Origin of the sequence: Rhodanobacter sp. OR92, assembly GCF_000427545.1 — a bacterium.
GTDB classification, from domain to species: Bacteria; Pseudomonadota; Gammaproteobacteria; order Xanthomonadales; family Rhodanobacteraceae; genus Rhodanobacter; species Rhodanobacter denitrificans.
On the sequence record NZ_ATYF01000015.1, the window covers coordinates 92,406 to 117,141 of the forward strand.

The following is a 24,736-nucleotide window of genomic DNA, read 5'->3' on the forward strand; positions in this document are numbered from 1 at the left end:
TGACGACGCGGGCAGCGGGAGACTATCGAGAGCTGCATTCTACCCGGATGCGGCGCCCTGGCTTCGGCCGGGGCGCTTGCCTGTTCATCCTTAGCGGTCGGTGCCAGCTGCAAGAGCGACTCCCGCCTTCGCGGGAGTGACGATGTGGCGAATTCGTGTTTCTTCCGAATCCCGGATCCCGGCCCTATAGCGCCTCGGCCGCAAAATCCGCCAGCCGTGAACGCTCGCCCCGGCGCAGGGTGACGTGCGCGGAGTGCTCCCAGTTCTTGAAGCGGTCGACCGCGTAGGTGAGGCCGGAGGTGGTCTCGGTGAGGTAGGGCGTGTCGATCTGCTCCACGTTGCCGAGGCAGACGATCTTGGTGCCGGGGCCGGCGCGGGTGATCAGGGTTTTCATCTGCTTCGGAGTGAGGTTCTGCGCCTCGTCGATGATCAGGTAGCGGCTCAGGAAGGTTCGCCCGCGCATGAAGTTCAGCGAGCGGATCTTGATGCGCGAGGCGAGCAGGTCGTTGGTGGCCTGGCGGCCCCAACTGCCGCCGTCCTCGGGGTTGGCCAGGACTTCGAGGTTGTCGGTCAGCGCGCCCATCCACGGCGTCATTTTCTCTTCCTCGGTGCCGGGCAGGAAGCCGATGTCCTCGCCGACCGAGACGGTGGCGCGGGTCATGATGATCTCGCGGTAGCGCTGCTGGTCCATCACCTGGGCCAGGCCGGCAGCCAGCGCCAGCAGGGTCTTGCCGGTGCCGGCGTTGCCGAGCAGGGTGACGAAGTCGATGTCCGGATCCATCAGCGCGTTGAGCGCGAAGTTCTGCTCGCGGTTGCGCGCGCCGATGCCCCACACGTGGTGGTTGGCGTGCGAGTGGTCGTCCAGCAGCACCAGCGTGGCGCTGACCTCGTCCAGGTGCAGCACGCGCAGCTCGATCGCGTTCTCGCCGGGCAGGTACAGGCATTCGTTCGGGTACCAGGTTTCCTCCTCGCGCCGCTTCACCTCGTAGAACGTGCGACCGCGCTCGGTCCACGAGCGCACCTCAGGGTGCAGCTCCCAGAAATCCTCCGGCAAGGCGGTCGAGCCGGTGTAGAGCAGGGAGAAATCGTCCAGCGCGCGGTCGTTCTCGTAGTCCTCGGCGACCAGCCCGTTGATGCTGGCCTTGATCCTGAGGTTGATGTCCTTGGTGACCAGGATGACGTCGCGGCCCGGGTTCTGGTCGCGCAGCTCGATTACCGCCGCCAGGATCTGGTTGTCCGCCTTGGCATGGCCGTTGCTGCTGGTGCGGTGCTGGAAATACAGCCGGCCGACCGAGGTGCCACGCTTGAGCTTGACGCCCTGCGGGTTGCTCAGTTCCAGGCCGTCGGCGAGCTCGTGCTGCTTGCCGCGTTCGATCAGCTCGTTGAGGAAGCGACTGGCCTGGCGGCCGTTGCGCGAGACTTCCGAGGCGCCCTTCTTCTTCTCGTCCAGTTCCTCCAGCACGGTCATCGGGATGAAGACGTCGTGTTCCTCGAAGCGGAACAGCGAGGTCGGGTCATGCAGCAGGACGTTGGTGTCGAGAGCGTAGATGCGCTTGCTTCCGGTCATGCGGAAGTGTCCTCGCTGGTGGGTGGAGGGAGTCGGCGGATGGAGGCCATGCGCGGCGGGGCGCTCACTGGGCGGGAATGGCGTCGAGCACGGCCTGGGCATGGCCGGGTACCTTCACGCCGCGCCACTCGCGCGCCAGCTTGCCGTCGGGGTCGATCAGGAAGGTGCTGCGCACGATGCCCAGGTGGCGCTTGCCGTAGAGCACCTTCTCGTGGATCACGTCGAACGCGCGGCACCAGCTTTCGTCGGCGTCGGATACCAGCGGGAACGGCAGCTTCTGCTTCGCGGCGAAGTTGGCGTGCGACTTCGGCGAATCGCGCGAGACGCCGATGATCTGCGCATGGCGCTTCTTGAACTTCGGGTGGAGGTCGCGGAAGTCCTTCGCCTCGCTGGTGCAGCCTGGGGTGGAGTCCTTGGGGTAGAAGTACAGCACCACCCATTGGCCCTTGAGATCGGCGAGCTTCAGGGTACTGCCGTCGCCGGTGGTGCCGCTGAGGGCGGGGGCCTTCTTTCCGATGTCTGGCATGGTCTCTCCGGAAACCCGACGGGGTTTCGCCGGTGTGCGTGGCAGAGACTAGCGCGATGGCTGTGGCGGATGACAGCCTTGTCAGGCCTGTCGCACAGGCGCATCCTAGAACTTCACCGGGTCCATGATTGCGTCGAGGTTCAGGCCGTCGCACAGTTCCAGGAAGTCGTCGCGCAGCGCGGCGATGTGGATTTCCGCCGGGATGCCGATGGTGAACTGGGCCTGGAACATCTCCGCCCCGGTCTGCATCGCCTGGTAGCGGGTGGAGTTCAGCTGCTCGACGCTGATTCCGTGCTGGCTGAAGAAGTCCACGATGCGCGCCACGATGCCGGGCCGGTCGGCCGCCACCACTTCCACCAGGTAGGGCAGCAGGTGCGAGCTGTTCTGGCGCGGGCCGGTACGGTAATGCACCAGGCGCATGCTCTCGTCGCGGCCCAGCTTGGCCAGCGCGGTTTCCAGCTTGGCCAGCGCGTCCCAGGTGCCGGTAGCCAGCAGCATCAGCGAGATTTCCGTGCCGATGGTGGACACGCGCGACTCGGACAGGTTGCAGCCGGCGTCGGCGATGCGCTTGGCCAGCGCCAGCAGCGGCGATTTGGTCGTCGGGGTAAGCGCGTGGATCAGCAACTGGTTGTCGTTGCCCGAGCGCGTGGAAGCGGAAGAGGGGCCGGGGGAGGATTTCAAGAGGGTCTGCCTGTGGACGTCAGCCCGCGCGATGCGGAGCCATGAGACTACTCCGGTCGAGCTTACTTGCCCGCCTCGCGAGGCGGCAAGTAACATGCGGGGCTTGCCTTGTAGCGGAATCGTGTCTTGAACATTCGCGGAAGCATCTGCGCGCTGGCCACCCCGTTCACCGCTGACGGCGGGCTCGATCTGGATGCTTTCGGTCGACTGCTCGATCACCAGCTGGCCGGCGGTACCCAGGCGCTGGTGGTGGCTGGCTCCACCGGCGAGGCGCACATGCTGGAGCACGACGAGTTCGACCGCCTGCTGGCGTTCGCGCTCGAGCGCGTGGCCGGGCGGGTGCCGGTGATCGCCGGCACCGGCGAGGCCGGCACCGCCAAGACGGTGGCGCTGACCCGCCGCGCGCAGGCGCTGGGCGCCGACGCGGCGCTGGTGGTGACACCGTATTACGTGCGCCCGACCCAGGAAGGCCTGTGCCGACATTTCCTGGAAGTGGCTGAGCACGGCGGCCTGCCGGTGCTGCTGTACAACGTGCCGACCCGCACCGGCTGCGACCTGCTGCCGTCGACCGTGGCCGCGCTGCGCGAGCATCCGGCGATCGTCGGCATCAAGGAGGCGCGCGGCGATCGCGAGCGGATGTCGGCACTGGCGGAACTTGTGCGCGAGGATTTCGTCTATCTGTCCGGCGACGACGGCAGTGCCGGCGAGGCGATGCTGGCTGGTGCGGCCGGCACCGTCTCGGTGGTGGCCAATCTGGTGCCGCAGGCGTTCCGCGCCTTGTGCGATGCGGCCACCGCTGGCGATCAGGCGGCGACGGCGCGGTGCCATGCGGCGCTGGAGCCGCTGGTACAGGCGCTCAACTGTGCGCCCAACCCGATCGCGGTCAAGGCCGGCCTGCCCCTGCTGGGGCTGGGCTTGGCCCTGCCGAGGTTGCCGCTGGTGGAATTGAACGACGGGCCGGATCGCGCCCGATTGCACCAAGCGCTGTCCAGTCTGGCATCCTTGGCGACTGCGGCCGGTTGACGGTTGCCCGACTTACTCACGGAATCCGATTACATGAAGAAAACCTCGCTCCTCGTGGCCCTGCCGGCCGTGGCCCTCGCTGGCCTGCTGCTCTCCGGTTGCGGTGTGTTCCGTTCGCACAAGGCGTGGGACAAGGCCGTGCAGGAGGCTCCGCTGGAGATTCCGCCGAGCCTCGACCGGCCCTCGACCAGCGAAGCGCTGGTGATCCCGCCGCCGGGTGCGAATCAGCCGACCGCCAGTGGCGCCACCGCGCGCGTCGGTTCGGTTGGCGGCCAGATCAGCGATGGCTTCGTGCTGGCCGACAGCGTCGACAATGCCTATCGCCGGGTCGGCCAGGTACTGGAAAGCGGCAGTCTGGGCGAGCTGGTGGGTCACGACGATGCCACGCACAGCTACACGCTGAATGTTTCCGACGCGATGGTGCAGCAGAAGAAGAAAGGCTTCTTCGGCCGCCTGTTCGGGCGCGACAAGAGCGACTCCCTGGCCGCCCCAGGTGCCGGCTCGCACCAGGTGCAGATCAGCGTGAACGGCAGCGGCACCGCGGCCAGCGAAATACGCGCCGAAGGCAATGCCGCGGCCGTGGGCAAGGTCGTCGATGCGTTGAAGTCGCGCCTGGGCGGCTGATCGGCGGAGCGCAGACATGCAAAAAAGAACGCCGCCCCGAGGGCGGCGTTCTTTTTTGCAGAGGGGCATCAGCGCTGCAGCAGTGCGAGCTTGTCCGGCTTGCCTTCCCACTCCCTGGCATCGGGCAGCGCATCCTTGCGTTCGGTGATCACCGGCCAGCTCTTGGCCAGCTCCGCGTTCAGCGCGACGAATCCTTCCTGTCCGGCTGGCACGTCGTCTTCCGGATAGATGGCGTTGATCGGACACTCCGGCTCGCATAGCGTGCAGTCGATGCACTCGTCCGGATCGATCGCCAGGAAATTCGGGCCTTCATGGAAGGCGTCGACCGGGCAGACCTCGACGCAGTCGGTGTACTTGCACTTGATGCAGTTGTCGATGACAACGAAAGTCATGGGCGGCTCTGCTCTGAGAGAAGCGAATCGGAGCGCTCTTGTGAAGAGTGCGGCCATGGATGGCCGCCTTTAGTCTAGCCAACGGCCAAGCAATGTGGCTCGTCGAAGCTCTTCCAGATGCGGCGATCATGGACGATCGCACAGGTGATGAAAAGTGCGGCCGTTAATGGCCGCTTCTGATCCGGCCAGTGGCGCCGAGCTGTACGTTGGCACTGGCCGGCCCAACTGGAGCAATCACGGAAGATTGCAAAAGCAATGGCGCTCCCTACGAGGTTCGAACTCGTGTTCCCGCCTTGAGAGGGCGGTGTCCTGGGCCACTAGACGAAGGGAGCGTTAACTTGCGAGGCGCGCTAGTATAGCGGAATTGTTTCGCCCGGCAATGCTCGGCAGCCATCGGCTTGCGCGGTTCGAGACAGGCCCCGTCGGCGCAGAGGTTCCGCGCCCCTGCGGGACGGTTCGCGGTGCTGCGCGCCGCGATATATTGCAACCCACGGGCAGCTCGCCCCGCAAGGATTCCGACCGCTTGAATCTCGAATCGAGGACCGACGCCACGCCGACGCTGCGGGTCATTCCGCGCGACCAGCACATCATCTCGCGCAAGAACATCAGCAAGTCGGCGTTGCGCGTGCTGTACCGCCTCAACGAGGCCGGCTACGCCGCCTACCTGGTCGGCGGCGCGGTGCGCGACCTGCTGCTGGGGCTGCGCCCGAAGGACTTCGACGTGGCCACCAACGCCACGCCGGACGAGGTGAAGAAGCTGTTCCGCAACTGCCGCCTGATCGGCCGCCGCTTCCGGCTCGCGCACGTGGTGTTCGGCCCGGAGATCATCGAGGTGGCCACTTTCCGCGGCACTGGCGAGGAAGGTGGCGAGGGCGACCGCCACATCATCGACGGCCGCATCGTGCGCGACAACATCTGGGGCACCATCGAGGAAGACGCGCTACGCCGCGACTTTCGCGTCAACGCGATGTATTACGACATCAGCGACTTCTCGGTGCGCGACTATGTCGGCGGCATGCGGGATCTCGAAGACCGCATGCTGCGGCTGATCGGCGACCCGGACACCCGCTACCACGAGGACCCGGTGCGCATGCTGCGCGCGGCGCGACTGGCGGCGAAGCTCGGCATGCACATCGATGCCGCCGCGATGGAGCCGTTCGAGACGCTGGGGCCGCTGCTGGCCGATGCGGCGCCGGCACGGCTGTTCGACGAGTCGCTGAAGATGTTCCTCTCCGGCCACGGCCTGAAGAGTTTCCGCGTGCTGGAGCAATGCGGCCTGCTGAAATTCCTGTTCCCGGCGACCGCGCGCGCGCTCAAGCGCGGCGACGAGGCGCTGCGTGCGCTGGTCGAGCACGGCCTGGCGAACACCGACGCGCGGATCGCCGAGGGCAAGTCGGTGACCCCGGCGTTCCTGTTTGCGGTGCTGCTGTGGGGCGAGGTGCGCGATGTGGCGCACCAGCTGATCGGTCGCGGCGTCGAGGGCAACGAGGCGTGGTCGCGCGCCGCGGCGCAGGTGGTCGGCGAGCAGTGCCAGCGGGTCGCGATCCCGCGCCGGTTCACCTTCACCATGGAGGAGATCTGGTCGCTGCAGCCGCGCTTTGAACAGGTCCAGCGCAAGCGGGTGTTCCGCCTGATGGCGCACCCGCGGTTTCGCGCGGCGTTCGACTTCCTGCTGTTGCGCGGCGACGAATCGCCGGCAATGCGCGAGCTGGGCCAGTGGTGGGCGCATGCGCAGCAACTGCCGCCGGATGTGCTGGCCGCCGCGCTGCCGGCCGGCGGCGGCAGCGATCACGTGGTGGCGGCGCCGGTGGCCGCCAGGCCGCCGTGCGCGCGCCGGCGGCGACGCCGGCCGGCCGACAAGTCCGGTTCCGCGTGACCCTGGCCTACGTCGCGCTGGGCAGCAATCTCGGCAATCCTCGGCAACAGCTGCTCGATGCCATGGACGCGCTGGCGAAACTGCCTGACACCCGCCTGCTGCAGCGCTCGCCGCTGTACCGCACGCCGCCGTGGGGCGTGCTGGAACAGCCACCCTTCATCAACGCGGCGGTGGAACTGGATACCGCGCTGTCGCCGCATGCCCTGCTGGACGCCTTGCTGGCGATCGAGCAGCGCGCCGGCCGCGTGCGCGGCGAGCGCAACGGGCCGCGCACGCTGGATCTGGACCTGCTGCATGTCGACGGCGCGCGACTCGACGACCCGCGACTGACCCTGCCGCATCCGCGCATGGCTGAACGAGCGTTCGTGCTGTTGCCCTTGCGCGACATTGCGCCCACGCTGCGCCCGTCCGGCCAGGCCACGGTGGCGGAGCTGCTCGCCCGCCTTGATCTGACCGGCTGTGAACGCGTGGCTTGAGCCATCACCGTGGCGCGCTGGATAATCGGCGGCCAACCTCATTCCAGGAATTGCCGTGTACGTGCAGAACGCCAGTGTCCCCGACCGCAAGCCGGTGACCGTGCCCGGCCTGCTTGCGATGAAGGCGCAGGGACGGCGCATCGTGATGCTCACCGCCTACGACGCCAGTTTCGCGTGGCAGCTGGAGGCGGCTGGCATCGACATCGCCTTGGTCGGCGATTCGCTCGGCATGGTGATCCAGGGACACGCCAGCACGCTGCCGGTGACGCTGGAGCACATGGTCTACCACACCGCCGCGGTGGCGCGCGGGCTGTCGGCCACGATGCTGGTGACCGACCTGCCGTTCATGGCCGATCGCGACGTGGCGCATGCGCTGGAGGCGGGCGCTCGGCTGGTCGGCGAGGCCGGCGCCGCGATGGTGAAGATCGAGGGGGCCGCGCCGCATGTGCTGGAGGCGATCGCGGCGCTCACCGCGCGCGCGATCCCGGTCTGCGCCCACCTCGGGCTCACTCCGCAGTCGGTGCACAAGTTCGGCGGTTTCAGGATCCAGGGCCGCGAGCAGGCGGCGGCCGAGCGCGTGCTGGCCGAGGCGCTGGCGGTGCAGGCGGCCGGGGCGGACCTGCTGGTGATGGAAGGCGTGCCGGTCGAGCTGGGCCAGCGGGTGACCGCGGCGCTGACGATCCCGGTGATTGGCATCGGCGCCGGCCCGCATTGCGACGGCCAGGTGCTGGTGATCCACGACATGCTCGGCATCACCCCGGGCAAGCGGCCGAAGTTCAGCAAGGATTTCCTGGCCGGGCGCGATTCGGTCGGCGCGGCGATCGCCGCTTACGCCGAGGACGTGCGCAGCGGCGCCTTCCCGGCCCCCGAGCATTGCTTCAACTGAGCTGAGCGAGCCTGCCCATGCAGACCGTACAAGACGTCCCGGCGCTGCGCGCCGCGATTCGCGGCTGGCGCACGCAGGGCCAGACGGTGGGCTTCGTGCCGACCATGGGCAACCTGCATGCCGGCCACCAGTCGCTGATCAAACTGGCGCGCGCGCGCGCCGAACGGGTGGTGGCCAGCGTGTTCGTCAACCCCACCCAGTTCGGGCCGAACGAGGATTACGACCGCTACCCGCGCACCCTGGTGCAGGATCAGGCGGCATTGGCCGAGCAGGATTGCGACCTGCTATTTGCGCCGGACGTGGCCACGATGTATCCATTCGGCCCCGCACACAGCGTCAGCGTGCGCGTGCCGCAGATCACCGACACGCTGGAAGGCGCGCACCGTCCCGGGCATTTCGACGGCATGGCCACCGTGGTGTGCAAGCTGTTCAACCTGGTGCAGCCGGACCTGGCGGTGTTCGGCCAAAAGGACTTCCAGCAGCTGAAGGTGGTCGAGCGGATGGTGCGCGACCTGGGGTTGCCGGTGAAGGTGGTGGCAGCGCCCATCCTGCGCGCCGACGACGGCCTGGCGCTGAGCTCGCGCAACCAGTACCTGGGTGCCGAGGAACGCGCGCGTGCGCCGCTGATCCACGACACCCTGCAGAAGATGCGCGAACTGCTGGCGCAGGGCCACCCGTGGCAGGCCGTCGAGCAGACCGCCGCCGCGCGCCTCGAACGCGCGGGTTTCGTTGCCGATTACGTGGCGATCCGCCGTGCCGAAGACCTGGCCGAGCCGGCCGAGGGCGAGCGCGAAGGGCTGGTGGCGCTGGTGGCGGCCCGCCTGGGCGGCACCCGGCTGATCGACAACTTGCGGCTGGACTGAGCCGGCCGCATATCGAGCCCGTGCCGCTTGATGTTGCGGCGCAGCGTCATCGGTTCGATAATCGCCGACTTTGCAGGCTGTCCCTGCCGGAAAGAACGTCATGCACCTGAACATGCTCAAGGCCAAGATCCACCGCGCCACGGTGACCCACGCCGAGCTGCACTACGAAGGCTCGATCGCGATCGACGGTCTGCTGCTGGATGCCTCCGGCATCCGCGAGTACGAACAGATCCACGCCTGGAACGTCAACAGCGGCCAGCGCTTCGTCACCTACGCGCTGCGCGCCGAGGAAGGCTCGGGCATCATCTCGGTCAACGGCAGCGCCGCGCGCAGTGCGCAGGCCGGCGACATCGTCATCATCGCCGCGTTCGCGCAGCTGAGCGAGGCGGAGCTGGAGCAGTATCAGCCGACCTGCGTCTACATCGCACCGGGTCCGGGCAACCGCATCAGCCACACCAACCGTTCCATCCCCAAGCAGATGGCCGCGGCCTGAACCTTCAACTGCGCTGCTTTGCCAGCGCCCACGCCACATGCTCGCGCACGACCGCCGACGGGTGGTTGGCGCGGGCGGCGAGCGCCGCGATCACCGCTGCTGACTTCGGCGCGTTGCCCAGCGCCACCGCGATGTTGCGCAGCCAGCCCTCGTAGCCGGTGCGGCGGATCGCCATGCCTTCGGTGCGCTTGAGGAATTCCTCCTCGCTCCACGCAAACAGCTCGACCAGCTTGGCGCCGTCCAGGCTGTGCCGCGGCGCGAAATCCGGCTCGGCGGTCATCTGTGCGAACTTGTTCCACGGGCAGACCAGCTGGCAGTCGTCGCAGCCGAAGATGCGATTGCCCATCGGCGTGCGCAGCTCTTCCGGAATGCTGCCCTTCAGCTCGATGGTGAGATACGAGATGCAGCGCTTCGCGTCGAGCCGGTACGGCCCCAGGATCGCCTGGGTCGGGCATACCTCGATGCAGCGCGTGCAGCTGCCGCAATGCGCGCTGGCCGGCTCGTCCACCGGCAACGGCAGGTCGGTGTACAGCTCGCCGAGGAAGAAGTACGAGCCGGCGTGGCGGTTGATCAGCACGGTGTGCTTGCCGATCCAGCCCAGCCCCGCGTTGCGCGCCAGCGCCTTTTCCAGCACCGGCGCGGAATCGACGTAGGCGCGATAACCGAAGTCGCCGACCACGCCGTGGATGCGCTCGGCCAGCTTCTGCAGGCGCTGGCGCATCAGCTTGTGGTAGTCGCGGCCTAGCGCGTAGCGCGACACGTAGCCGGCCTCGGCGTCGCCCAGCACGTCCCAGGCGTTCGCGGTGCCGGGCGGGATGTAATCCATGCGTACCGAGATCACCCGCTGCGTGCCCGGCTCCAGTTCGGCCGGGCGGGTGCGCTTGGTGCCGTGGCGGGCCATGTATTCCATCTCGCCGTGATGGTCGCCATCGAGCCAGCGCTGCAGGTGCTGTTCGTCCTCGCCCAGGTCGGTGCCGCTGATGCCGGCGTCGGCGAAACCCAGCTCGATCGCCCAGCGCTTGATGTCGCGGGCGAGCGTGGCGTAATCGGGTGGGGCCTGGATGTCGGTGCCGGACATCCATCTATTGTAGATGCGGCGCATGCCTATAATCCGCGCATGCCTGCTCACCCGTACAGCCGCCATCTGCACACCGTCGAACAGTTGCGCGCGATGGAGCGTGCGGCGTTGTCGGCGCTGGGCATCTCCGGCCCCGAGCTGATGCGTCGCGCGGCCAGCGCCGCTCTGAACAGCCTGCGCCGGCACTGGCCGCAGCTGCAGCAGTTGTGCATTCACTGCGGCCCCGGCAACAACGGCGGCGACGGCTTCCTGCTCGGCGTGCTGGCGCGCGAGGCCGGCCTGCAGGTCGAGCTGGTGGCACTGACCGCTGCCTCGCCCGGGGACGCCGCGGCGGCACGCGCGGCGTGGGAAGCGGGTGGCGGTCGGGTGCGGTTGTGGGATGCGCAGAGCGAGTTGCCCGATGCCGAGCTGCACGTGGACGCGTTGTACGGTATCGGTCTGCATCGCGCGCCGGAGCCGGCAGCGGCGCAGCTGATCGAGGCGATCAACGACAGCGCCTGCCCGGTGCTGGCGCTGGACGTGCCCAGCGGGCTGGATGCGGATACCGGCAGCTGTCCCGGCGCGGCGATCCGCGCGCAGGTCACGGTGACCTTCGTCGCCGGCAAGCGCGGGCTGCATACCGGTCGCGCGGTCGACCAGGTAGGCGTGCTCGAACTGGCCACCCTGGGCGTGCCGGACAGCGTCCATGCCGACATGCTGCCCGACGCGCGGTTGCTGGTTGCCGAAGCCTTGCCGCCGCGCGCCCGCTACGCGAACAAGGGCAGCTACGGCCATGTGCTGGTGATCGGTGGCGAATACGGCATGGCCGGCGCGGTACGCCTGGCCGGCGAGTCGGCGTTGCGCGCCGGCGCCGGCCTGGTCAGCGTGGCGACCCGCGCCGACCACGTGTTCGCACTGAATGCGGCGCGGCCGGAACTGATGGCGCACGGGGTGGATGGACCGCAGGCGCTGGCGCCGCTGCTCGAACGGGCCAGCGTGCTGGCGCTGGGGCCGGGCCTGGGGCAGGCCGCCTGGGGCCACGCACTATGGCTGACCGCGCTGGACGCGGGCAAGCCGCTGGTGCTCGACGCCGACGGCCTGAACCTGCTGGCCCGCGAGCCGCGCCGGTTCGGTGCGCCGACCGTGCTGACGCCGCACCCGGGCGAGGCGGCACGCTTGCTGGAGGTGTCCACCGCTGCCGTGGAGCGCGACCGTTTCGCCGCGGTGCGCGAATTGGCGCGACGCTACGCCGCGGTCGTCGTGCTGAAAGGCGCCGGCAGCCTGATCGCCGATCCGGATGGACGTCTGGACGTCTGTCCGTGGGGTAACCCCGGCATGGCCTCGGGCGGCATGGGCGACCTGCTCACCGGCATCGTGGCGGCCCTGCTGGCGCAGGGTTGCGGCGCCTGGCAGGCGGCTTGCCTCGGCGTCGGCTTGCATGCGCGGGCCGGCGATCGTGCCGCCCAGCAGGGCGAGCGCGGCTTGCTGGCCGGCGACCTGCTGGCTCCCCTGCGTGCCCTCGGCAACGGCATGACGGGCTATGAGCATGATTGAATCCATCGATACCGACCTGGCCTGGGCATTGCCCGACGAGGCAGCCACGGCGGCGCTGGCCGCGCGCCTGGCCGATCTGCTGGACGACGGCCTGGTGCTGTACCTGCATGGCCCGCTGGGCGCCGGCAAGACCAGTTTCGCGCGCGCCCTGCTGACCGCGCTGGACGTGGGCGAGCGGGTCAAGAGCCCCACCTACAGCCTGATCGAAGGCTATGCGACGCGTGATCGCCCAGCCTGGCACCTGGACCTCTACCGGATCGCCGACCCCGGTGAACTGGAATGGCTGGGCCTCGATGCGCTGGCCGAGCCGGCCGCGCTGGTGCTGGTGGAATGGCCCGAGCGCGGCGCCGGGGCGCTGCCGGCAGCCGACCTTGACGTACGTCTGGATTATGTCGGCCAGGGGCGTCGGGTGTCGTTGCGCGCGCGTACCGCCCGCGGCGAGCGGCTGCTGGCGCGGCTGGCCAAGTCCTGATTTTCCCTGAAAAAAATTGCCGACGGCGGGGCAGGCAAGGATTCGTTACGGATGTGCCACTTGCACCCCATAACTTGACGCAGCGTGATGAATGATGCGCAGGTTATGGATATTCAAGGGAAAGTATCTTGCATTCCTCGCAAGGCTGCGTTTCAATGCCGCGTCATGAGGGGTCAGCTGAACAACCGGTGCGGATGGGCTGTCGTCGCGATCCTGGCGGCGCTGCCGCTGTGTGCGGCGCAGGCAGCGGAACTGGAAGGCGCGCGGGCCTGGGCCGGCCCCGAATACACCCGCGTGGTGCTCGACGCCTCCGGCCCGCTGCGTTACTCGATCAGCCAGAAGGATGGCCAGGTCGTGGTGGACCTGCCCGGCAGCCGGGCGGCCCGCGGTTTTTCCAGCCCGGCCGCCCAAGGCCTGTATCGCGGCATGAGCCACGCCCGGGTCGGCGACGGCCTGCAGCTGACCGCGAAGGTCGACCCGGCCAGCCACCTGAAGAGTTTCGTGCTGAAGCCGGCCAGCGGCACGGCCTACCGGCTGGTACTGGACCTGTATCCGGCCGGTGACGGTGCCGGCATCGCCGCCGCTGCGGCGCCGCACCGTGCCGCCGCACCGGCGGCCGTCACCAAGACGCCGGCGGTGCTTCCGTCGTACAGCAACCCCACGCACAGCCGCCGGGTGGCGGCCGAGCAGGCGGCGGCGATGCTCGATGGCCAGCGCCAGGTGGTGGTGGCGATCGATGCCGGCCACGGCGGCAAGGACCAGGGCGCGCATGGTCCCGGCGGCACGCTGGAGAAAAACGTCACGCTGGCGGTGGCGCGCGAACTGGCGGCGCAGATCAACCGCCAGCCCGGCATGAAGGCCGTGCTGACCCGCGACAGCGACTTCTTCATCCCGCTCACGCAGCGTTATCGGATTGCCCGCGAACACAATGCGGACCTGTTCGTGTCGATTCACGCGGACGCATTCACCAGCGACGACGCCCGTGGTTCGTCGGTGTGGGTACTGTCGCCGCGCGGCAAGACCAGCGAGGCCGCGCGCTGGCTGGCCGACCGCGAGAACCGCGCCGACCTGATCGGCGGCACCACCCTGGACGACAAGGACGACAGCCTGGCCAAGGTGCTGCTCGACCTGCAGCAGGGTTGGGCGATGCAGGCCAGCGACGTGGTCGCTGGCAACGTGCTGAAGGCACTGGCCCAGTTGGGACCGACCCACCGCGGCTATGTCGAGCGCGCGAATTTCGTGGTGTTGCGTTCGCCGGACGTGCCCTCGATCCTGGTCGAGACCGCGTTCATCAGCAATCCCGCCGAGGAGCGCAAGCTGCGTGATCCGGCGCACCAGAAGAAGCTCGCCGAGGCGGTGATGGGCGGCGTGCGGAATTATTTCGAATCCACGCCGCCGCCCGGCACCTGGTTCGCGGCCGAGGCTGCGCGTCGCAATGGCGTGCAACTGGCTTCCGGTGCGACTGCCGGCGCAGGCAAGGTGGCGGCGTCGGCCAGCCGGTCTGTGGCTCGTGCGCAGGAGCCCGCGCACGACGTGCACAAGGTCGGCCACGGCGAGAGCCTGGGCAGCATCGCGCGGCAGTATGGCGTCAGCGTCAGCGCATTGAAGAACGCCAACCGGATCAACAGCAACACGGTGCGCGCAGGCACCACGCTGACCATCCCCGCCGGCTGATCCCGGCTGCGCCAGCGGCCTGGCCGGCGATCGCTGCTAAAGTTCGCGGATGACCGTCATCCGCCCGCTTCCCCCCGAGCTCATCAACCAGATCGCCGCCGGTGAAGTCATCGAGCGCCCGTCCTCGGTGGTCAAGGAACTGGTCGAGAACAGCCTCGACGCCGGCGCCACCCGCATCGAGGTGGAGATCGAGGCCGGCGGCGCGCGGCTGATCCGCGTGCGCGACGACGGCGACGGCATCCATGCCGACGAACTGCCGCTGGCGGTGGCCTCGCATGCGACCAGCAAGATCGGCAGTTTCGACGACCTGGAACATGTCGCCAGCATGGGCTTCCGCGGCGAGGCGCTGGCCTCGGTATCGTCGGTGGCGCGCTTCGCGCTGACCTCGCGCGTGCGCGACCAGGACGCCGCCTTCCGCATCGAGGTCGATGGCGGCGGGCTGCAGGCGGCGCGTCCGGCGCAGCATCCGCAAGGCACCAGTGTCGAGGTGCGCGACCTGTTCTACAACGTGCCGGCGCGCAAGAAGTTCATGCGCGCCGAACGCACCGAATTCGCGCATATCGACGACCTGCTGAAATCGCTGGCGCTGGCGCGCAGCTCGGTGGAGTTCCGGCTCAGTCACAACGGCAAGCCGGTGCGTATCTGGAAGGCGGCGTGCGACGAACAGGCGCAGCTGGTGCGCGTGGCCGGGGTGCTCGGCGAGGAGTTCCCGGCGCAGAGCCTGCGCATCGACCACGCCGCGGCGGGCCTGCACCTGTCCGGCTGGGTCGGTCTGCCCACCGCGTCGCGCGCGCAGGCCGACGCGCAATATTTCTACGTCAACGGCCGGCTGGTGCGCGACCGCATCGTCACCCACGCGGTGCGCCAGGCCTACGCCGACGTGCTGTTCCACGGTCGTCACGCCGCGTTCGTGCTGTATCTGGAACTGGATCCGGCCGGGGTCGACGTGAACGTGCATCCGGCCAAGCACGAGGTGCGTTTCCGCGAGCAGCGGCTGGTGCACGACTTCCTGTTCCGCACCCTGCACGAGGCGCTGGCGCAGACACGTGCGGGGCAGGTGGCCTCGCCGGTGCAGGCGGAGGACGGCCACCTGCGCCTGGCCAGCGCCAGCGCTTCGCCGCCGCCCGGCATGCCGGCGGTCGCCGCGGCGTCGGCCTGGCTCGGGCGTGCCGGGCAGAGCCGGCTGGCGCTGGGCGTGCGCGAGGCTCCGCTGGCCGACTACGCCGCCCTGCTGGGCGAGTCGCCGCGCATGGCCGGCACCGCACCGATGCCGGCCGCCGACGACGCCGAATCGCCGCCGCTGGGCTACGCCATCGCGCAGCTGAAGAGCATCTACGTGCTGGCCGAGAATGCGCACGGCCTGGTGCTGGTGGACATGCACGCGGCGCACGAGCGGATCACCTACGAGAAGCTGAAGTCCGGCCGCGTCACCAGCAACCTGCGCTCGCAGGTGCTGCTGGTGCCGCTGTCGATCGCGGTCAGCGCGAAGGAGGCGGCGGCCGCCGAGGAACATGCCGAGGCGCTGGCCGAGTGGGGGCTGGAATTGTCGCGCAGCGGCCCGGCGACGATCGTGGTGCGGCGCATTCCCGCGCTGCTGGAAGGCGCCGACGTGGGCCAGCTCAGCCGTGACGTGTTGTCCGAACTGGCCCAGCACGGCAGCTCGCGCCGGCTGCAGGAGCTGGAGAACGAACTGCTCTCCACCATGGCCTGCCATGGCTCGGTGCGTGCGGGCCGGCGCCTGACCATCCCCGAGATGAATGCGCTGCTGCGCGAGATGGAGGCGACCGAGCGCTCCGGGCAGTGCAATCATGGGCGTCCGACTTGGGTCCAGCTGAGTCTGGCCGAGCTCGACAAGTTGTTCATGCGCGGCCGTTGACGCGCCTTCAAGAAAACATTGCCGGAGATCTTGATGATACGTACCAGCCTGTTTGTTGCCGCCGCCATCCTGGGAGTCGCCACCGTGCCAGCCGCCACCATCGACAACTACAAGCAAAGCATCGAGCAGTGGCGTGCCGGGCGGATCGAGCGGCTCACCGCGGCGGACGGCTGGCTGAGCCTGATCGGGCTGGAGTGGTTGAAGGAAGGCGTGAACCGCGTCGGCAGCGCCGCCGATAACGACATCGTGCTGGGCACCGGGCCGGCTCACCTGGGCGTGGTCACGCTGGCGCACGACGGCAGCGTGCGCATGGTGCTGGACAAGCACAATGGCGCGACGATCGACGGCAAGGCCGTGGCCGAAGCGCCGCTGGTGGATGACGCCCACGTTGCCGGCGACGCTGCGCCGACGCGGGTGGCGTTCGGCAGCGCGAGCTTCTACGTGATCGACCGCGACGGCCGCAAGGGGCTGCGGGTCAAGGACACGGAAGCGCCATCGCGCAAGCACTTCGCCGGCATCGACGCGTTCCCGGTCGACCCGTCGTGGCGGATCGAGGCGACCTGGCTGCCGGCGGCACCGGGCGAGACGCTGGAGATGGGCACGGTGATCGGCACCGTCGACAAGTACCCGGTGCCGGGCAAGCTGGAGTTCACCCGCGACGGCAAGCGCTTCGAGATTCTGCCGGTGATCGAGGTGCCGGGCGACGCGCAATACTTCATCGTGTTCGCCGACCGCACCAGCGGCAGGGAAACCTACGGTGCCGCGCGCTTCCTGTACATCGACCCGCCCAGGGACGGCAAGGTCGTGCTGGACTTCAACAAGGCCTACAACCCGCCGTGCGCGTTCACTCCGTTCGCCACCTGCCCGCTGGCGCCGCCGGAAAACCGTTTGGATCTGAGAGTGACGGCCGGCGAGAAAAAATACGCTGGCGCGCATTGACAGTTATCGGCGATGGTGGGGCGTGACCTCGCAAATTGCGCTTGACAATTTCGATTGACAGAACTAGTGGTTGCCACGGGTAGGCGTGACTACATGGCTTGCCGGTTTCTTTGAAGTGAGGGATTACTCATGAAACGCGCTGTAATTCTGTTGTCGATGGTGGCTTTTTTGCTGTTCATGGGATCTGCCATCGCGTTTGATTCGCCTGCCTCTGGAGCGCAAGTGGTCCGCATCACTACCACGCGCCATATTGCGGCTGGAACTGCCGAGTACGCACAAGTTCAGGCTTTTCTCCAACATCCAGACATGGATCTTCGAACCAGCCAGAGTGCCATGGGTGACTTCACGCAGCTGGGCGATTTTGTGGTCACATGGTCAAGGCAGGTGAATGGACCTACATTGGTCGGGACAATCAGCCCTCAGGCTTCGGTGCCTGAGCCGCCATTTCCACCCCCGGGAGGTCATCATGCCGTCGGCGATACCTACAAGGTATCGACTTGTCTCTCGGGATATACCCAAGAGTGGGAATACACGTATGTCCATTATCCTGATGGATCGTCCGGTTGGGAGTTGACGGAATACAAGAGGAACGTGACCAACTCCTGCTCGCGTGCGACATAAGCAGATTTTGCGAAACGAGTTGCGGCTCAGCAAAGCGGAGGCCCTGTTGTCTGATGCCCTGATGTAAAGCGGAGGCGCTACCTGCCTTGCGAACTGCGCCTCCGCTCTTGTCACTTGTCCTCGGCGGTTTCAGCGTCCCTTGAACTCGGCCTTGCGTTTCTGCAGGAACGCCGTGGTGCCTTCGAGCATGTCCTCGGTGGAGAACGCCAGTGCGAAGCCCTGCGTCTCGAACTCCAGGCCCTGGTCGATGGCGCTCTCGCCGCCTTGCAGCACGGCGTCGAGGATGCCGGCGGCGGCCAGCGGCGCGGCGGCGGCAAGCTGGTCGGCCAGCGTGGTCACGGCGTCGTCCAGCGCCTCGGGCGCCACCACGCGAGTGACGATGCCCAGCTCGTACGCGCGCTGCGCGCTGATCGGCGCGCCGGTCAGGCACAGCTCCAGCGCGGCGCCACGACCGGCCAGCCGCAGCAGCCGCTGGGTGCCGCCGAAGCCGGGGATCAGGCCGAGGTTGATCTCCGGCTGGCCGAACCTCGCCTTCTCGCTGGCCACGCGCAGGTGGCAGGCCATTGCCAGCTCCATGCCGCCACCCAGGGCGAAGCCCTGCACGCGCGCGATCACCGGCTTGCCGAGCCGCTCGATCGACGCCATCAGGCGCTGCCCGGCGCGCGAGAAACCCTGCGCCTGCACGCTCGTGTAGCCGTTCATCTCGGCAATGTCGGCGCCGGCGACGAAGGCCTTTTCGCCCGCGCCGGTCAGCACCACCACACGCACGGCGTCATCCTGCGCGGCCTGCGCGAACACCAGGCTCAGCTCGTTGAGGGTGTCGCGGTTCAGTGCGTTGAGCTTGTCCGGGCGGTTGACGACGATCGTGCGGACGGCGCCGCGGTTGCTGATTTCCAGATTGCGGTAGGCCATGGGCCGGCTCCTGACGGTGGTTAGTCCGCGATGGTAGCAGTGGGAACCTTTGCCGCCGCGGGGTTTCTCAAGCCACGAACGCCGGCGCTGCACGAAGCGCGCTGACCGCTTAGGATGAACCGTCAGGATCGACTGTCCGATAGGGAAGGGCCCGGTGGAGAAAGGCATGACACATCTGCGTTGCGGGTTGCTCGGCGCAGCGCTGTTGCTGGGCGGCGCGGCACATGCGCAGAGCGCCGCGTCGGCGCCGGCAACGAAGCCCGACAAGGTGAAGTTGTCGTACGCGATCGGCTACCAGATCGGCAGCCAGTTTGCCGACGGCAAGCCGGACGTGGAAATCCCGGTGCTGCTGCGGGCGATCCAGGATGCCTACGCCAGGCGCCACCCCAGCGTGTCGATGCAGGACATGCATCAGCAATTGCAGCGGCTCGACCAGCAGATGCACGCCGATGCGCTGGCCGAGTTCAAGCGGGTCGCCGCCGCCAACGCGCGCAAGAGCGCGCAGTACCTGGCGCAGAACCGGCAGCGGCCCGGCGTGGTCCAGCTGCCGTCGGGTATCCAGTACGCCGTGCTCAGCGCGGGCAGCGGCAAGGCCAGCCCCACGGTGACCAGCACGGTCACCGTGAACTACCGCGGCATGCTGGTGGACGGCACCGAATTCGACAGCACCTGGGCGCATGGCGCGCCGGTCAGCTTCACCGTCGACAAGGTGATCCGCGGCTGGCAGGACGTGATCCCGCGCATGCATGTGGGCGATCGCTGGAAGGTGGTGATCCCGCCGCAACTGGCCTACGGCGAAACCGGCGCGCTGCCGCGGATCGGGCCGAACGAGGCGCTGGTGTTCGAGATCGAGCTGCTCGCGATCAAGCCGGATACGGGCAAGCCCTGAAAGCCGACGCCAACCCCGCGGTGGTAGCATGGCGGGGCATGTCGAACACCCCGCATCCCGCCGAACCGCCGCCCTTGACGCCCTGCATCGGCACCTGCCGGCTGGACGCGCGCGGCTATTGCGTCGGCTGCCGGCGCACCGGCGAGGAGATCGGCCGCTGGCGTGCGATGGGCGACGCCGAACGGCTGCGCGTGATGCGCGAGATCCTGCCGCTGCGCAGGGTGCCATGATCGACCAGCTGGTCAGTGCACTGCGGCCGTTGTCGACGCCGCCGATCGGACCGGGCTGGAACCACGCGGACATGTCCCGCTTGCTCGGCAACAGCGAGCGCCTGCCGGCCGCGGTATTGATGGGTTTTCGCGAAGGCGTGCAGCCGCGGCTGGTGCTGACCGTGCGCACCGACCACCTGCAGGCGCATGCCGGCCAGGTGGCGTTTCCCGGCGGGCGCAGCGATCCCGGTGACGGCGACGCGCTGGCCACCGCGCTGCGCGAAAGCGAGGAGGAAATCGGTCTCGATCGCACGCTGGTGACGCCGCTGGGCTACCTCGACCGCTTCGAGACGATCAGCGGCTACTGCATCACCCCGGTGGTGGCGCGGATCGCCGCCGAGGCCAGGTTGTATCCGGCGCCGGCCGAGGTGGCCGAGGTGTTCGAGGTGCCGCTGGCGTTCCTGCTGGAACCGGCGAACCTGCGCCGCTACACCATGGAGTTCCGCGGCCATCGCCGGCCGATGGTGGAATTCGTCCACGGCGGCCACCGTATCTGGGGCGCCACCGCCGCGATGCTGTACAACCTGCTCGAAAGGATGGGACGGACATGACGCTGAAAACCACCCTGATCGACGTCGCCGCGCTGGCCGCGTTGCCGGCGAGCGACGTGCTGATCGTCGACTGCCGCGTCGACCTGGTCGACCGCGCGCAGGGCGAGCGCAGCTACCTGGCCGGGCACGTTCCCGGCGCCGTGTTCGCCGACCTGGAGCGCGACCTTTCCGACATGTCGCGCGTGCCCGCGGGACTGGGCCGGCATCCGCTGCCGACGGCGGCGGCGTTCAGTGCCGTGCTCGGCCGCTGGGGCTGGGTGCCTGGCCTGCAGGTGGTGTGCTACGACACCGGGCCGGGCGCGTTGGCGGCGGCGCGGCTGTGGTGGCTGCTGCGCCTCGCCGGCGTACGGGAGGTGGCGGTGCTCGACGGCGGTTTCGCCGCATGGCAGGCGGCCGGGCAGCCGCTGGAAACCGCCGCCCATCGGCGCACGTCCACCGCGGTGGCGCTGGCCTGGGATGCGCGGCAGGTGATCGTCGATCACGCCGCCCTGCATGCCGCGCCGGCGCCGCTGCTGCTCGATGCCCGCGCCGCCGCGCGCTACCGTGGCGACGTCGAGCCGCTGGATCGCGCCGCCGGCCACGTGCCCGGCGCGCGCAACCGGCCGTACCTCGACAACCTGTGCGCCGACGGCCACTTCAAGCCGCCGGCGCAGCTGCGCGAGGAATTCGCCGCGGTGCTGGGCGATACCGCGCCCGACCGGGTCGTGCATATGTGCGGCTCCGGCGTCACCGCCTGCTACAACCTGCTGGCGATGGAACACGCCGGCCTGCACGGCTCGCGGCTGTACACGCCGTCGTGGAGCGGCTGGGTCAGTGATCCGTCGCGGCCGGTAGCGACAGGCTGACGGGCAGGAGCGCAGCCTGTCCCCAAGGGACTTCCTTCGCTCGTGCGCGATGCTCTGATGTCGATCGGAGCGAAGAGCATCGCGCGCCGGGTGCGCTCCTGCAGCGCATTCATTTCTTCTCTTTGAGCCGCGCGACCAGTTGCTGCAGCACCGCCTGCGTCTGTGGATGGAAGAACGCGTCGACGAAATCGTCCAGCGGCAGCGCGTCCATGTCGGCGTAGGCGGCGGCGAGGTCGGCGCGGGCCAGCGCGCGGGTGGTCAGCATCGCGTGCGAGGGCAGCGCCAGCAGGTCGCCGAGCCAGCGGATCGCGCGGGTGGCGACCTGGTCGACGCCGGTGAGCTCGTCGACGAAGCCGCAGGCCAGCGCCGCGGATGATTCGATCATTGCGCCGGCGACCAGCAGCCGTTCGGCGCGGTAAGTGCCGACCACGCGGCGCAGCGCCAGCTGGATCGCCTCGGGCACGATCAGCCCAACCTGCACCTCGTTGAGGCCGATCCGGTACGGCCCTTCGGCCATCACCCGGTAGTCGCAGAACAGCGCCAGCACCGCGCCGCCGGCCGGGCTGTGGCCGGTGATCGCCGCCACCAGCGGGATCGGCGCACGGGCGAGCGTGCCGCACAGTGCGAAGAACTCGCGCCAGTATTCGCGTACGCCGGCGCGGTCGCGCTGCAGCAGGGCCGGCACGTCGACGCCGGCGGAGAATAGCCCCGGCGCGCCGGACAGCACGATGCCGCGCACGCCGCCCTGCACGGCATCGTCGACGGCGGCACGCAGCGCGCGCAGCAGTTCCAGGTTCAGTGCGTTTACCGGCGGGCGGGCGAGCTGGATCTCGCGGATGCCGTGGTCGTGGTTGCCGAGGTTGAGCATGAAAAACTCCGGTCGGGGTTATTGCGGTTGTTCGTCGGCGGTCCAGCGGTAGCGCACCGCATAGTCCAGCGCGGCCTTGCCGCCGGCCGGCACTTCGATGCGGAACTCCAGCGTGTCCGGCGTCTGTGCGCTCGGCTTGCTGCTGGAGGAGACCAGCGTCCACTGGCGCCAGCGGCCGGGATGCTCGCGCACGGTCACCGTGCGGGCGCTGTCGCCGGCGTTGCCGAGGGTGATGCGGAACGTCTCGTCCAGCGTGCGGCCGGCCTTGTCCACCTGGAAGGCGGTGCGCTCGCGTGTCGCGCGCAGGTCGAAGGCGGTGCCCAGCGTGATGCTGGCGTCGCTGCCTTTCGGGGTGTCCTCGATGCGGCCTTCGCCGATGAATTGCGGCGTGCCGTGGCGGTCGGCGGTGAGCACGCGCAGGTAGCCGGCCGGCAGGCTGTCGAACGCCTTCAGCTTCAGCGTGCTGACGATGGCGCTGCCGCCGCCCGGGTTGTAGTCGCGTTCGAGGATCGGCCGTGGCGGCTGGTAGCGGTTGCCGTTTTCGTACAGCGCGGTGCGTTCGCAGTCCAGCGTGCGGTCGACATACAGCGGCACCTGGCTGACGCTGCCGTCGGGCAGTTCGACCGTGCCGGGCAGGGTGTAGCTGCGGTAGTCGCCGAGGCTGTCCTGCTGCGGCAGGGTTTCGGCCTTCGCGCTGTAGCCGCGCGCCATCGACGCCATCGGCCGCGGTGCCGAGGCCTTGGCCATGTTCGGTTCGCCGGCAATCAGGGTGACTTGCGCATCGTGCCAGTCGCGGCCGCTGCGGTTGGCGATGCTGGCGCGCGACTCGAAGCGCATGCGGCAGGCTGCGCCGGGCTGCAGCGTGGCCACGTACGCGGCGCGCCAGCCGAGGCCGGCGGTGGGGTAGCTGAGCACGGCGCGGGCCTGGCCAGCACGCGCAGCGTCCACGCGCAGGCTGAGGCTGGAGCCGAGCGGAAAGCCGCCTTCGGCACTGCGCACGGCGGCGTAGTCGCGCACCAGCGTGGTGCCGGTGGTGCCGCGCACCAGCAAGCCGTTGCCTGCGCGCAACAGGGTACCGCCGGCCAGCGCTTCGCCGCTGCCGCCGAGCACGCTCACCTCGTGTCCGACCAGACCGCTCAGCGCTGCGCCCGCACCTTGCGCCAGCAGCAGGCGCTGCGAGATCACCTTCGCGTTGCCGTCGGGAAAGCCCAGCGCCAGCGCCTCGGCGTCGAGCGCGTTCGGCAGGTCGCCGACCACCACGTCGTGGACGCCGGCGGCGAGGTTCAGCGAACGCTGCTCGCGTACCACCGCGTAGCCTTCGTCGACGTCGCCGCCGCCCTGGCTGGCGTACAGTGCAGGGCTGTCGCTGCGATACAGGGTGAGTGCCGTGCTGTCGGTGGCCCGTGCCGTCGATGCGCCGGCCAGGGCGGCCAGGCAGGCGAGGGCAAGAGCGGGGCGATGTGCTGTCGTCATGAGGCGCCTTCCATCGTGGGGACCGAATCGCCATCATAGCGACGGCGCGGGCAGGCCGTGCGTCGATCGCGTCACGCGTGTCCGGGATGCGCCCGGCCGCGGGCCCGGTGCACCGCCGGTCAGGATTGTCCAAGCGTCGAGGGCACCGATTCACTATCGTGCTGCGCGAATTCCCACCGGCGAGCGGACATGCCTGCACCTTCGACGATCGACATTGCGCCTGCCCGCCTGCCGGACGACATCGAGCTCGTGCGCGGCTTGTTCGCGGAATACATCGCCGGTCTCGGCGTTGATCTTTCCTTCCAGGATGTGGGCGCGGAACTGGCGCAACTGCCCGGCAAGTATGCGCCGCCGCGCGGCGTGATCCTGGTTGCGCGCGACGACGCGGGCGCGGTGCTGGGCTGCGTGGCGTTGCGACCCCGGCCGCAGCCAGGCGTGTGCGAGATCAAGCGCCTCTATGTCAGGCCTGTGGCGCGGGGGCAGGCGCTGGGGCGGCGACTGGCCGAGGCCGTGATCGCCTGGGCCGCGGAGGCCGGCTACGCGCGCGTGCTGCTGGACACCTTGGCTTCGATGCAGGCGGCCCGGCATCTTTATGCCGCGCTGGGTTTTCGTGCGGTGGCGCCGTATTACGACAACCCGGTGCCGGGCACCCTGTACATGGCGCTGGAACTCACGGCCGGAGCGGCCTAGGCGACCCTGGCCCAGCCTGCGCGGAAGGCGGCCGGGGTCAGGCCGAACGTCCTCACGAATTCGCGGTTGAGATGGGCCTGGTCGTAGAAGCCGGCATCCAGCGCGGCCTCGACGATCGACGCGTGGTGGCGCAGCCGCGCCTTTGCCTCGTGCAGGGCCAGCAGGAGGTGGAAGTTGTGCAGGCTGCTGCCGGTCGCGCGACGGAACGCGCGCGCCAGGTGGCCGACGGAAACCGCGCAGGCCTGCGCGATCGCTTCCACGTCGGTACGCAGCGAAGGCCGCCCGGCCAGCAAGGCCATCGCGCGTGCGCCGAGCGCATCGCGGCAGCCGGGCGTCGCCGCGTCGTTCGCCGTGGGCGGCACGAAGCGCGAACTGAAGGCCCAGCCGCTGCCGTCCACCGGCTCGAAACGATGGATCACGCCGGCCGGCACCACGACGGTGTCGCCGGCGGCGACTTCGCGGCAGGCATCGGGAAGGCGCAGTCGCGCCCGCCCGGTCAGCACCTGCACGACTTCGTCGCCGGCATGGAAGTGCGGCCGGAAACGCCAGGCATGGCGCGCGCCGGCGATCGTCTCGACCGGGCCGGATCCGCCCAGGCTGACCGCGAACGACGTGCGGGCGCGGGTGGTGTGCACGGGT

General features: G+C 69.0%; 25 protein-coding genes, 1 tRNA gene and 1 pseudogene. 17 read left to right on the forward strand and 10 right to left on the reverse strand.

Annotated elements, in window-relative coordinates:
• Window positions 1–184: 184 nt before the first annotated feature.
• From RHOOR92_RS0109450 to RHOOR92_RS0109460, 3 genes are all read right to left on the reverse strand, one after another.
• Window positions 185–1,567: a PhoH family protein gene (locus RHOOR92_RS0109450; protein ID WP_007508031.1), complete on the reverse strand. Its 1,383-nt coding sequence runs from the start codon at window positions 1,565–1,567 to the stop codon at window positions 185–187.
• A 64-nt stretch (window positions 1,568–1,631) separates the two neighbouring features.
• Complete coding sequence (locus RHOOR92_RS0109455) at window positions 1,632–2,093, reverse strand: peroxiredoxin (protein WP_027490125.1); 462 nt, start codon at window positions 2,091–2,093, stop codon at window positions 1,632–1,634.
• Window positions 2,094–2,198: 105 nt separating this feature from the next.
• Window positions 2,199–2,774: a glycine cleavage system protein R gene (locus RHOOR92_RS0109460; protein ID WP_027490126.1), complete on the reverse strand. Its 576-nt coding sequence runs from the start codon at window positions 2,772–2,774 to the stop codon at window positions 2,199–2,201.
• A 126-nt stretch (window positions 2,775–2,900) separates the two neighbouring features.
• Here RHOOR92_RS0109460 and dapA point away from each other — a divergent pair, with 126 nt between their 5' ends.
• A complete protein-coding gene (dapA, locus tag RHOOR92_RS0109465) occupies window positions 2,901–3,797 on the forward strand; it encodes a 4-hydroxy-tetrahydrodipicolinate synthase (protein WP_007508037.1) in 897 nt (298 codons plus the stop codon).
• A 33-nt stretch (window positions 3,798–3,830) separates the two neighbouring features.
• Entirely contained in the window at window positions 3,831–4,421 is a 591-nt protein-coding gene (locus tag RHOOR92_RS0109470) for a hypothetical protein (protein WP_027490127.1), read from the forward strand.
• A gap of 68 nt (window positions 4,422–4,489) precedes the next feature.
• On the opposite strand, the gene fdxA is transcribed toward RHOOR92_RS0109470, so the two are convergent.
• Window positions 4,490–4,813 carry a ferredoxin FdxA gene (gene fdxA, locus RHOOR92_RS0109475; protein ID WP_007508040.1) on the reverse strand — a complete coding sequence of 108 codons (324 nt, stop codon included), beginning with the start codon at window positions 4,811–4,813 and terminating at the stop codon, window positions 4,490–4,492.
• Window positions 4,814–5,069: 256 nt separating this feature from the next.
• Window positions 5,070–5,145: transfer RNA gene (locus tag RHOOR92_RS0109480), tRNA-Glu, on the reverse strand.
• Between the two features lie 191 nt (window positions 5,146–5,336).
• Here RHOOR92_RS0109480 and pcnB point away from each other — a divergent pair.
• The 5 genes from pcnB to panD all read left to right on the forward strand — a co-directional run bounded on the left by pcnB (window position 5,337) and on the right by panD (window position 9,407).
• A complete protein-coding gene (gene pcnB, locus RHOOR92_RS0109485; RefSeq protein WP_027490128.1) occupies window positions 5,337–6,689 on the forward strand; it encodes a polynucleotide adenylyltransferase PcnB in 1,353 nt (450 codons plus the stop codon).
• The gene (gene folK, locus RHOOR92_RS0109490) at window positions 6,686–7,165 is read left to right on the forward strand and encodes a 2-amino-4-hydroxy-6-hydroxymethyldihydropteridine diphosphokinase (RefSeq protein ID WP_027490129.1); all 480 of its coding nucleotides are present in this window, start codon (window positions 6,686–6,688) and stop codon (window positions 7,163–7,165) included. The genes pcnB and folK overlap by 4 nt, the downstream gene beginning before the upstream one ends.
• A 55-nt stretch (window positions 7,166–7,220) precedes the next feature.
• Complete coding sequence (gene panB, locus RHOOR92_RS0109495) at window positions 7,221–8,051, forward strand: 3-methyl-2-oxobutanoate hydroxymethyltransferase (RefSeq protein WP_027490130.1); 831 nt, start codon at window positions 7,221–7,223, stop codon at window positions 8,049–8,051.
• Window positions 8,052–8,068: 17 nt separating this feature from the next.
• Window positions 8,069–8,914 (forward strand): pantoate--beta-alanine ligase, encoded by an 846-nt coding sequence (panC, locus tag RHOOR92_RS0109500; protein WP_027490131.1) that lies wholly within the window; start codon window positions 8,069–8,071, stop codon window positions 8,912–8,914.
• Window positions 8,915–9,014: 100 nt separating this feature from the next.
• Window positions 9,015–9,407 (forward strand): aspartate 1-decarboxylase, encoded by a 393-nt coding sequence (gene panD, locus RHOOR92_RS0109505; RefSeq protein WP_007508045.1) that lies wholly within the window; start codon window positions 9,015–9,017, stop codon window positions 9,405–9,407.
• 4 nt (window positions 9,408–9,411) lie between these two features.
• Here panD and queG read toward each other — a convergent pair whose 3' ends face one another.
• A complete protein-coding gene (queG, locus tag RHOOR92_RS0109510) occupies window positions 9,412–10,509 on the reverse strand; it encodes a tRNA epoxyqueuosine(34) reductase QueG (RefSeq protein WP_027484688.1) in 1,098 nt (365 codons plus the stop codon).
• A gap of 15 nt (window positions 10,510–10,524) precedes the next feature.
• Here queG and RHOOR92_RS0109515 point away from each other — a divergent pair, with 15 nt between their 5' ends.
• The 6 genes from RHOOR92_RS0109515 to RHOOR92_RS19595 all read left to right on the forward strand — a co-directional run bounded on the left by RHOOR92_RS0109515 (window position 10,525) and on the right by RHOOR92_RS19595 (window position 17,600).
• On the forward strand, window positions 10,525–12,018 hold the full coding sequence (locus RHOOR92_RS0109515; protein WP_027490132.1) for a bifunctional ADP-dependent NAD(P)H-hydrate dehydratase/NAD(P)H-hydrate epimerase: 1,494 nt from the start codon (window positions 10,525–10,527) through the stop codon (window positions 12,016–12,018).
• On the forward strand, window positions 12,005–12,490 hold the full coding sequence (gene tsaE / locus RHOOR92_RS0109520; protein ID WP_037115206.1) for a tRNA (adenosine(37)-N6)-threonylcarbamoyltransferase complex ATPase subunit type 1 TsaE: 486 nt from the start codon (window positions 12,005–12,007) through the stop codon (window positions 12,488–12,490). The genes RHOOR92_RS0109515 and tsaE overlap by 14 nt, the downstream gene beginning before the upstream one ends.
• Window positions 12,491–12,655: 165 nt before the next feature.
• On the forward strand, window positions 12,656–14,164 hold the full coding sequence (locus RHOOR92_RS0109525) for an N-acetylmuramoyl-L-alanine amidase (protein WP_007508049.1): 1,509 nt from the start codon (window positions 12,656–12,658) through the stop codon (window positions 14,162–14,164).
• Window positions 14,165–14,213: 49 nt separating this feature from the next.
• The gene (gene mutL, locus RHOOR92_RS0109530; RefSeq protein WP_027490134.1) at window positions 14,214–16,040 is read left to right on the forward strand and encodes a DNA mismatch repair endonuclease MutL; all 1,827 of its coding nucleotides are present in this window, start codon (window positions 14,214–14,216) and stop codon (window positions 16,038–16,040) included.
• Window positions 16,041–16,073: 33 nt separating this feature from the next.
• Complete coding sequence (locus tag RHOOR92_RS0109535; RefSeq protein WP_027490135.1) at window positions 16,074–16,979, forward strand: DUF1684 domain-containing protein; 906 nt, start codon at window positions 16,074–16,076, stop codon at window positions 16,977–16,979.
• Between the two features lie 129 nt (window positions 16,980–17,108).
• Complete coding sequence (locus RHOOR92_RS19595) at window positions 17,109–17,600, forward strand: hypothetical protein (protein WP_155950218.1); 492 nt, start codon at window positions 17,109–17,111, stop codon at window positions 17,598–17,600.
• A gap of 129 nt (window positions 17,601–17,729) precedes the next feature.
• Here RHOOR92_RS19595 and RHOOR92_RS0109540 read toward each other — a convergent pair whose 3' ends face one another.
• A complete protein-coding gene (locus RHOOR92_RS0109540; RefSeq protein ID WP_027490136.1) occupies window positions 17,730–18,512 on the reverse strand; it encodes an enoyl-CoA hydratase-related protein in 783 nt (260 codons plus the stop codon).
• A gap of 166 nt (window positions 18,513–18,678) precedes the next feature.
• Between RHOOR92_RS0109540 and RHOOR92_RS0109545 the strand changes: the two genes are divergently transcribed.
• From RHOOR92_RS0109545 to RHOOR92_RS0109560, 3 genes and pseudogenes are all read left to right on the forward strand, one after another.
• Complete coding sequence (locus RHOOR92_RS0109545) at window positions 18,679–19,401, forward strand: FKBP-type peptidyl-prolyl cis-trans isomerase (RefSeq protein ID WP_015448198.1); 723 nt, start codon at window positions 18,679–18,681, stop codon at window positions 19,399–19,401.
• 38 nt (window positions 19,402–19,439) lie between these two features.
• Window positions 19,440–20,221 (forward strand): annotated as a pseudogene (locus RHOOR92_RS0109555) (DUF1289 domain-containing protein).
• The gene (locus RHOOR92_RS0109560; RefSeq protein WP_027490137.1) at window positions 20,218–21,066 is read left to right on the forward strand and encodes a sulfurtransferase; all 849 of its coding nucleotides are present in this window, start codon (window positions 20,218–20,220) and stop codon (window positions 21,064–21,066) included. Before RHOOR92_RS0109555 ends, RHOOR92_RS0109560 begins: the two are co-directional and overlap by 4 nt.
• Before the next feature lie 109 nt (window positions 21,067–21,175).
• On the opposite strand, the gene RHOOR92_RS0109565 is transcribed toward RHOOR92_RS0109560, so the two are convergent.
• Complete coding sequence (locus tag RHOOR92_RS0109565) at window positions 21,176–21,934, reverse strand: enoyl-CoA hydratase/isomerase family protein (RefSeq protein WP_027490138.1); 759 nt, start codon at window positions 21,932–21,934, stop codon at window positions 21,176–21,178.
• An 18-nt stretch (window positions 21,935–21,952) separates the two neighbouring features.
• On the reverse strand, window positions 21,953–23,407 hold the full coding sequence (locus RHOOR92_RS0109570; protein WP_007511953.1) for a DUF4139 domain-containing protein: 1,455 nt from the start codon (window positions 23,405–23,407) through the stop codon (window positions 21,953–21,955).
• Window positions 23,408–23,596: 189 nt separating this feature from the next.
• On the opposite strand from RHOOR92_RS0109570, the gene RHOOR92_RS0109575 reads away from it, so the two are divergent.
• The gene (locus RHOOR92_RS0109575; protein ID WP_007511951.1) at window positions 23,597–24,097 is read left to right on the forward strand and encodes a GNAT family N-acetyltransferase; all 501 of its coding nucleotides are present in this window, start codon (window positions 23,597–23,599) and stop codon (window positions 24,095–24,097) included.
• Here the strand turns inward: RHOOR92_RS0109575 and RHOOR92_RS0109580 are convergent.
• The gene (locus RHOOR92_RS0109580; protein WP_007511950.1) at window positions 24,094–24,732 is read right to left on the reverse strand and encodes an AraC family transcriptional regulator; all 639 of its coding nucleotides are present in this window, start codon (window positions 24,730–24,732) and stop codon (window positions 24,094–24,096) included. The two genes, RHOOR92_RS0109575 and RHOOR92_RS0109580, sit on opposite strands and share 4 nt — an antisense overlap.
• Between the last annotated feature and the right edge of the window lie 4 nt (window positions 24,733–24,736).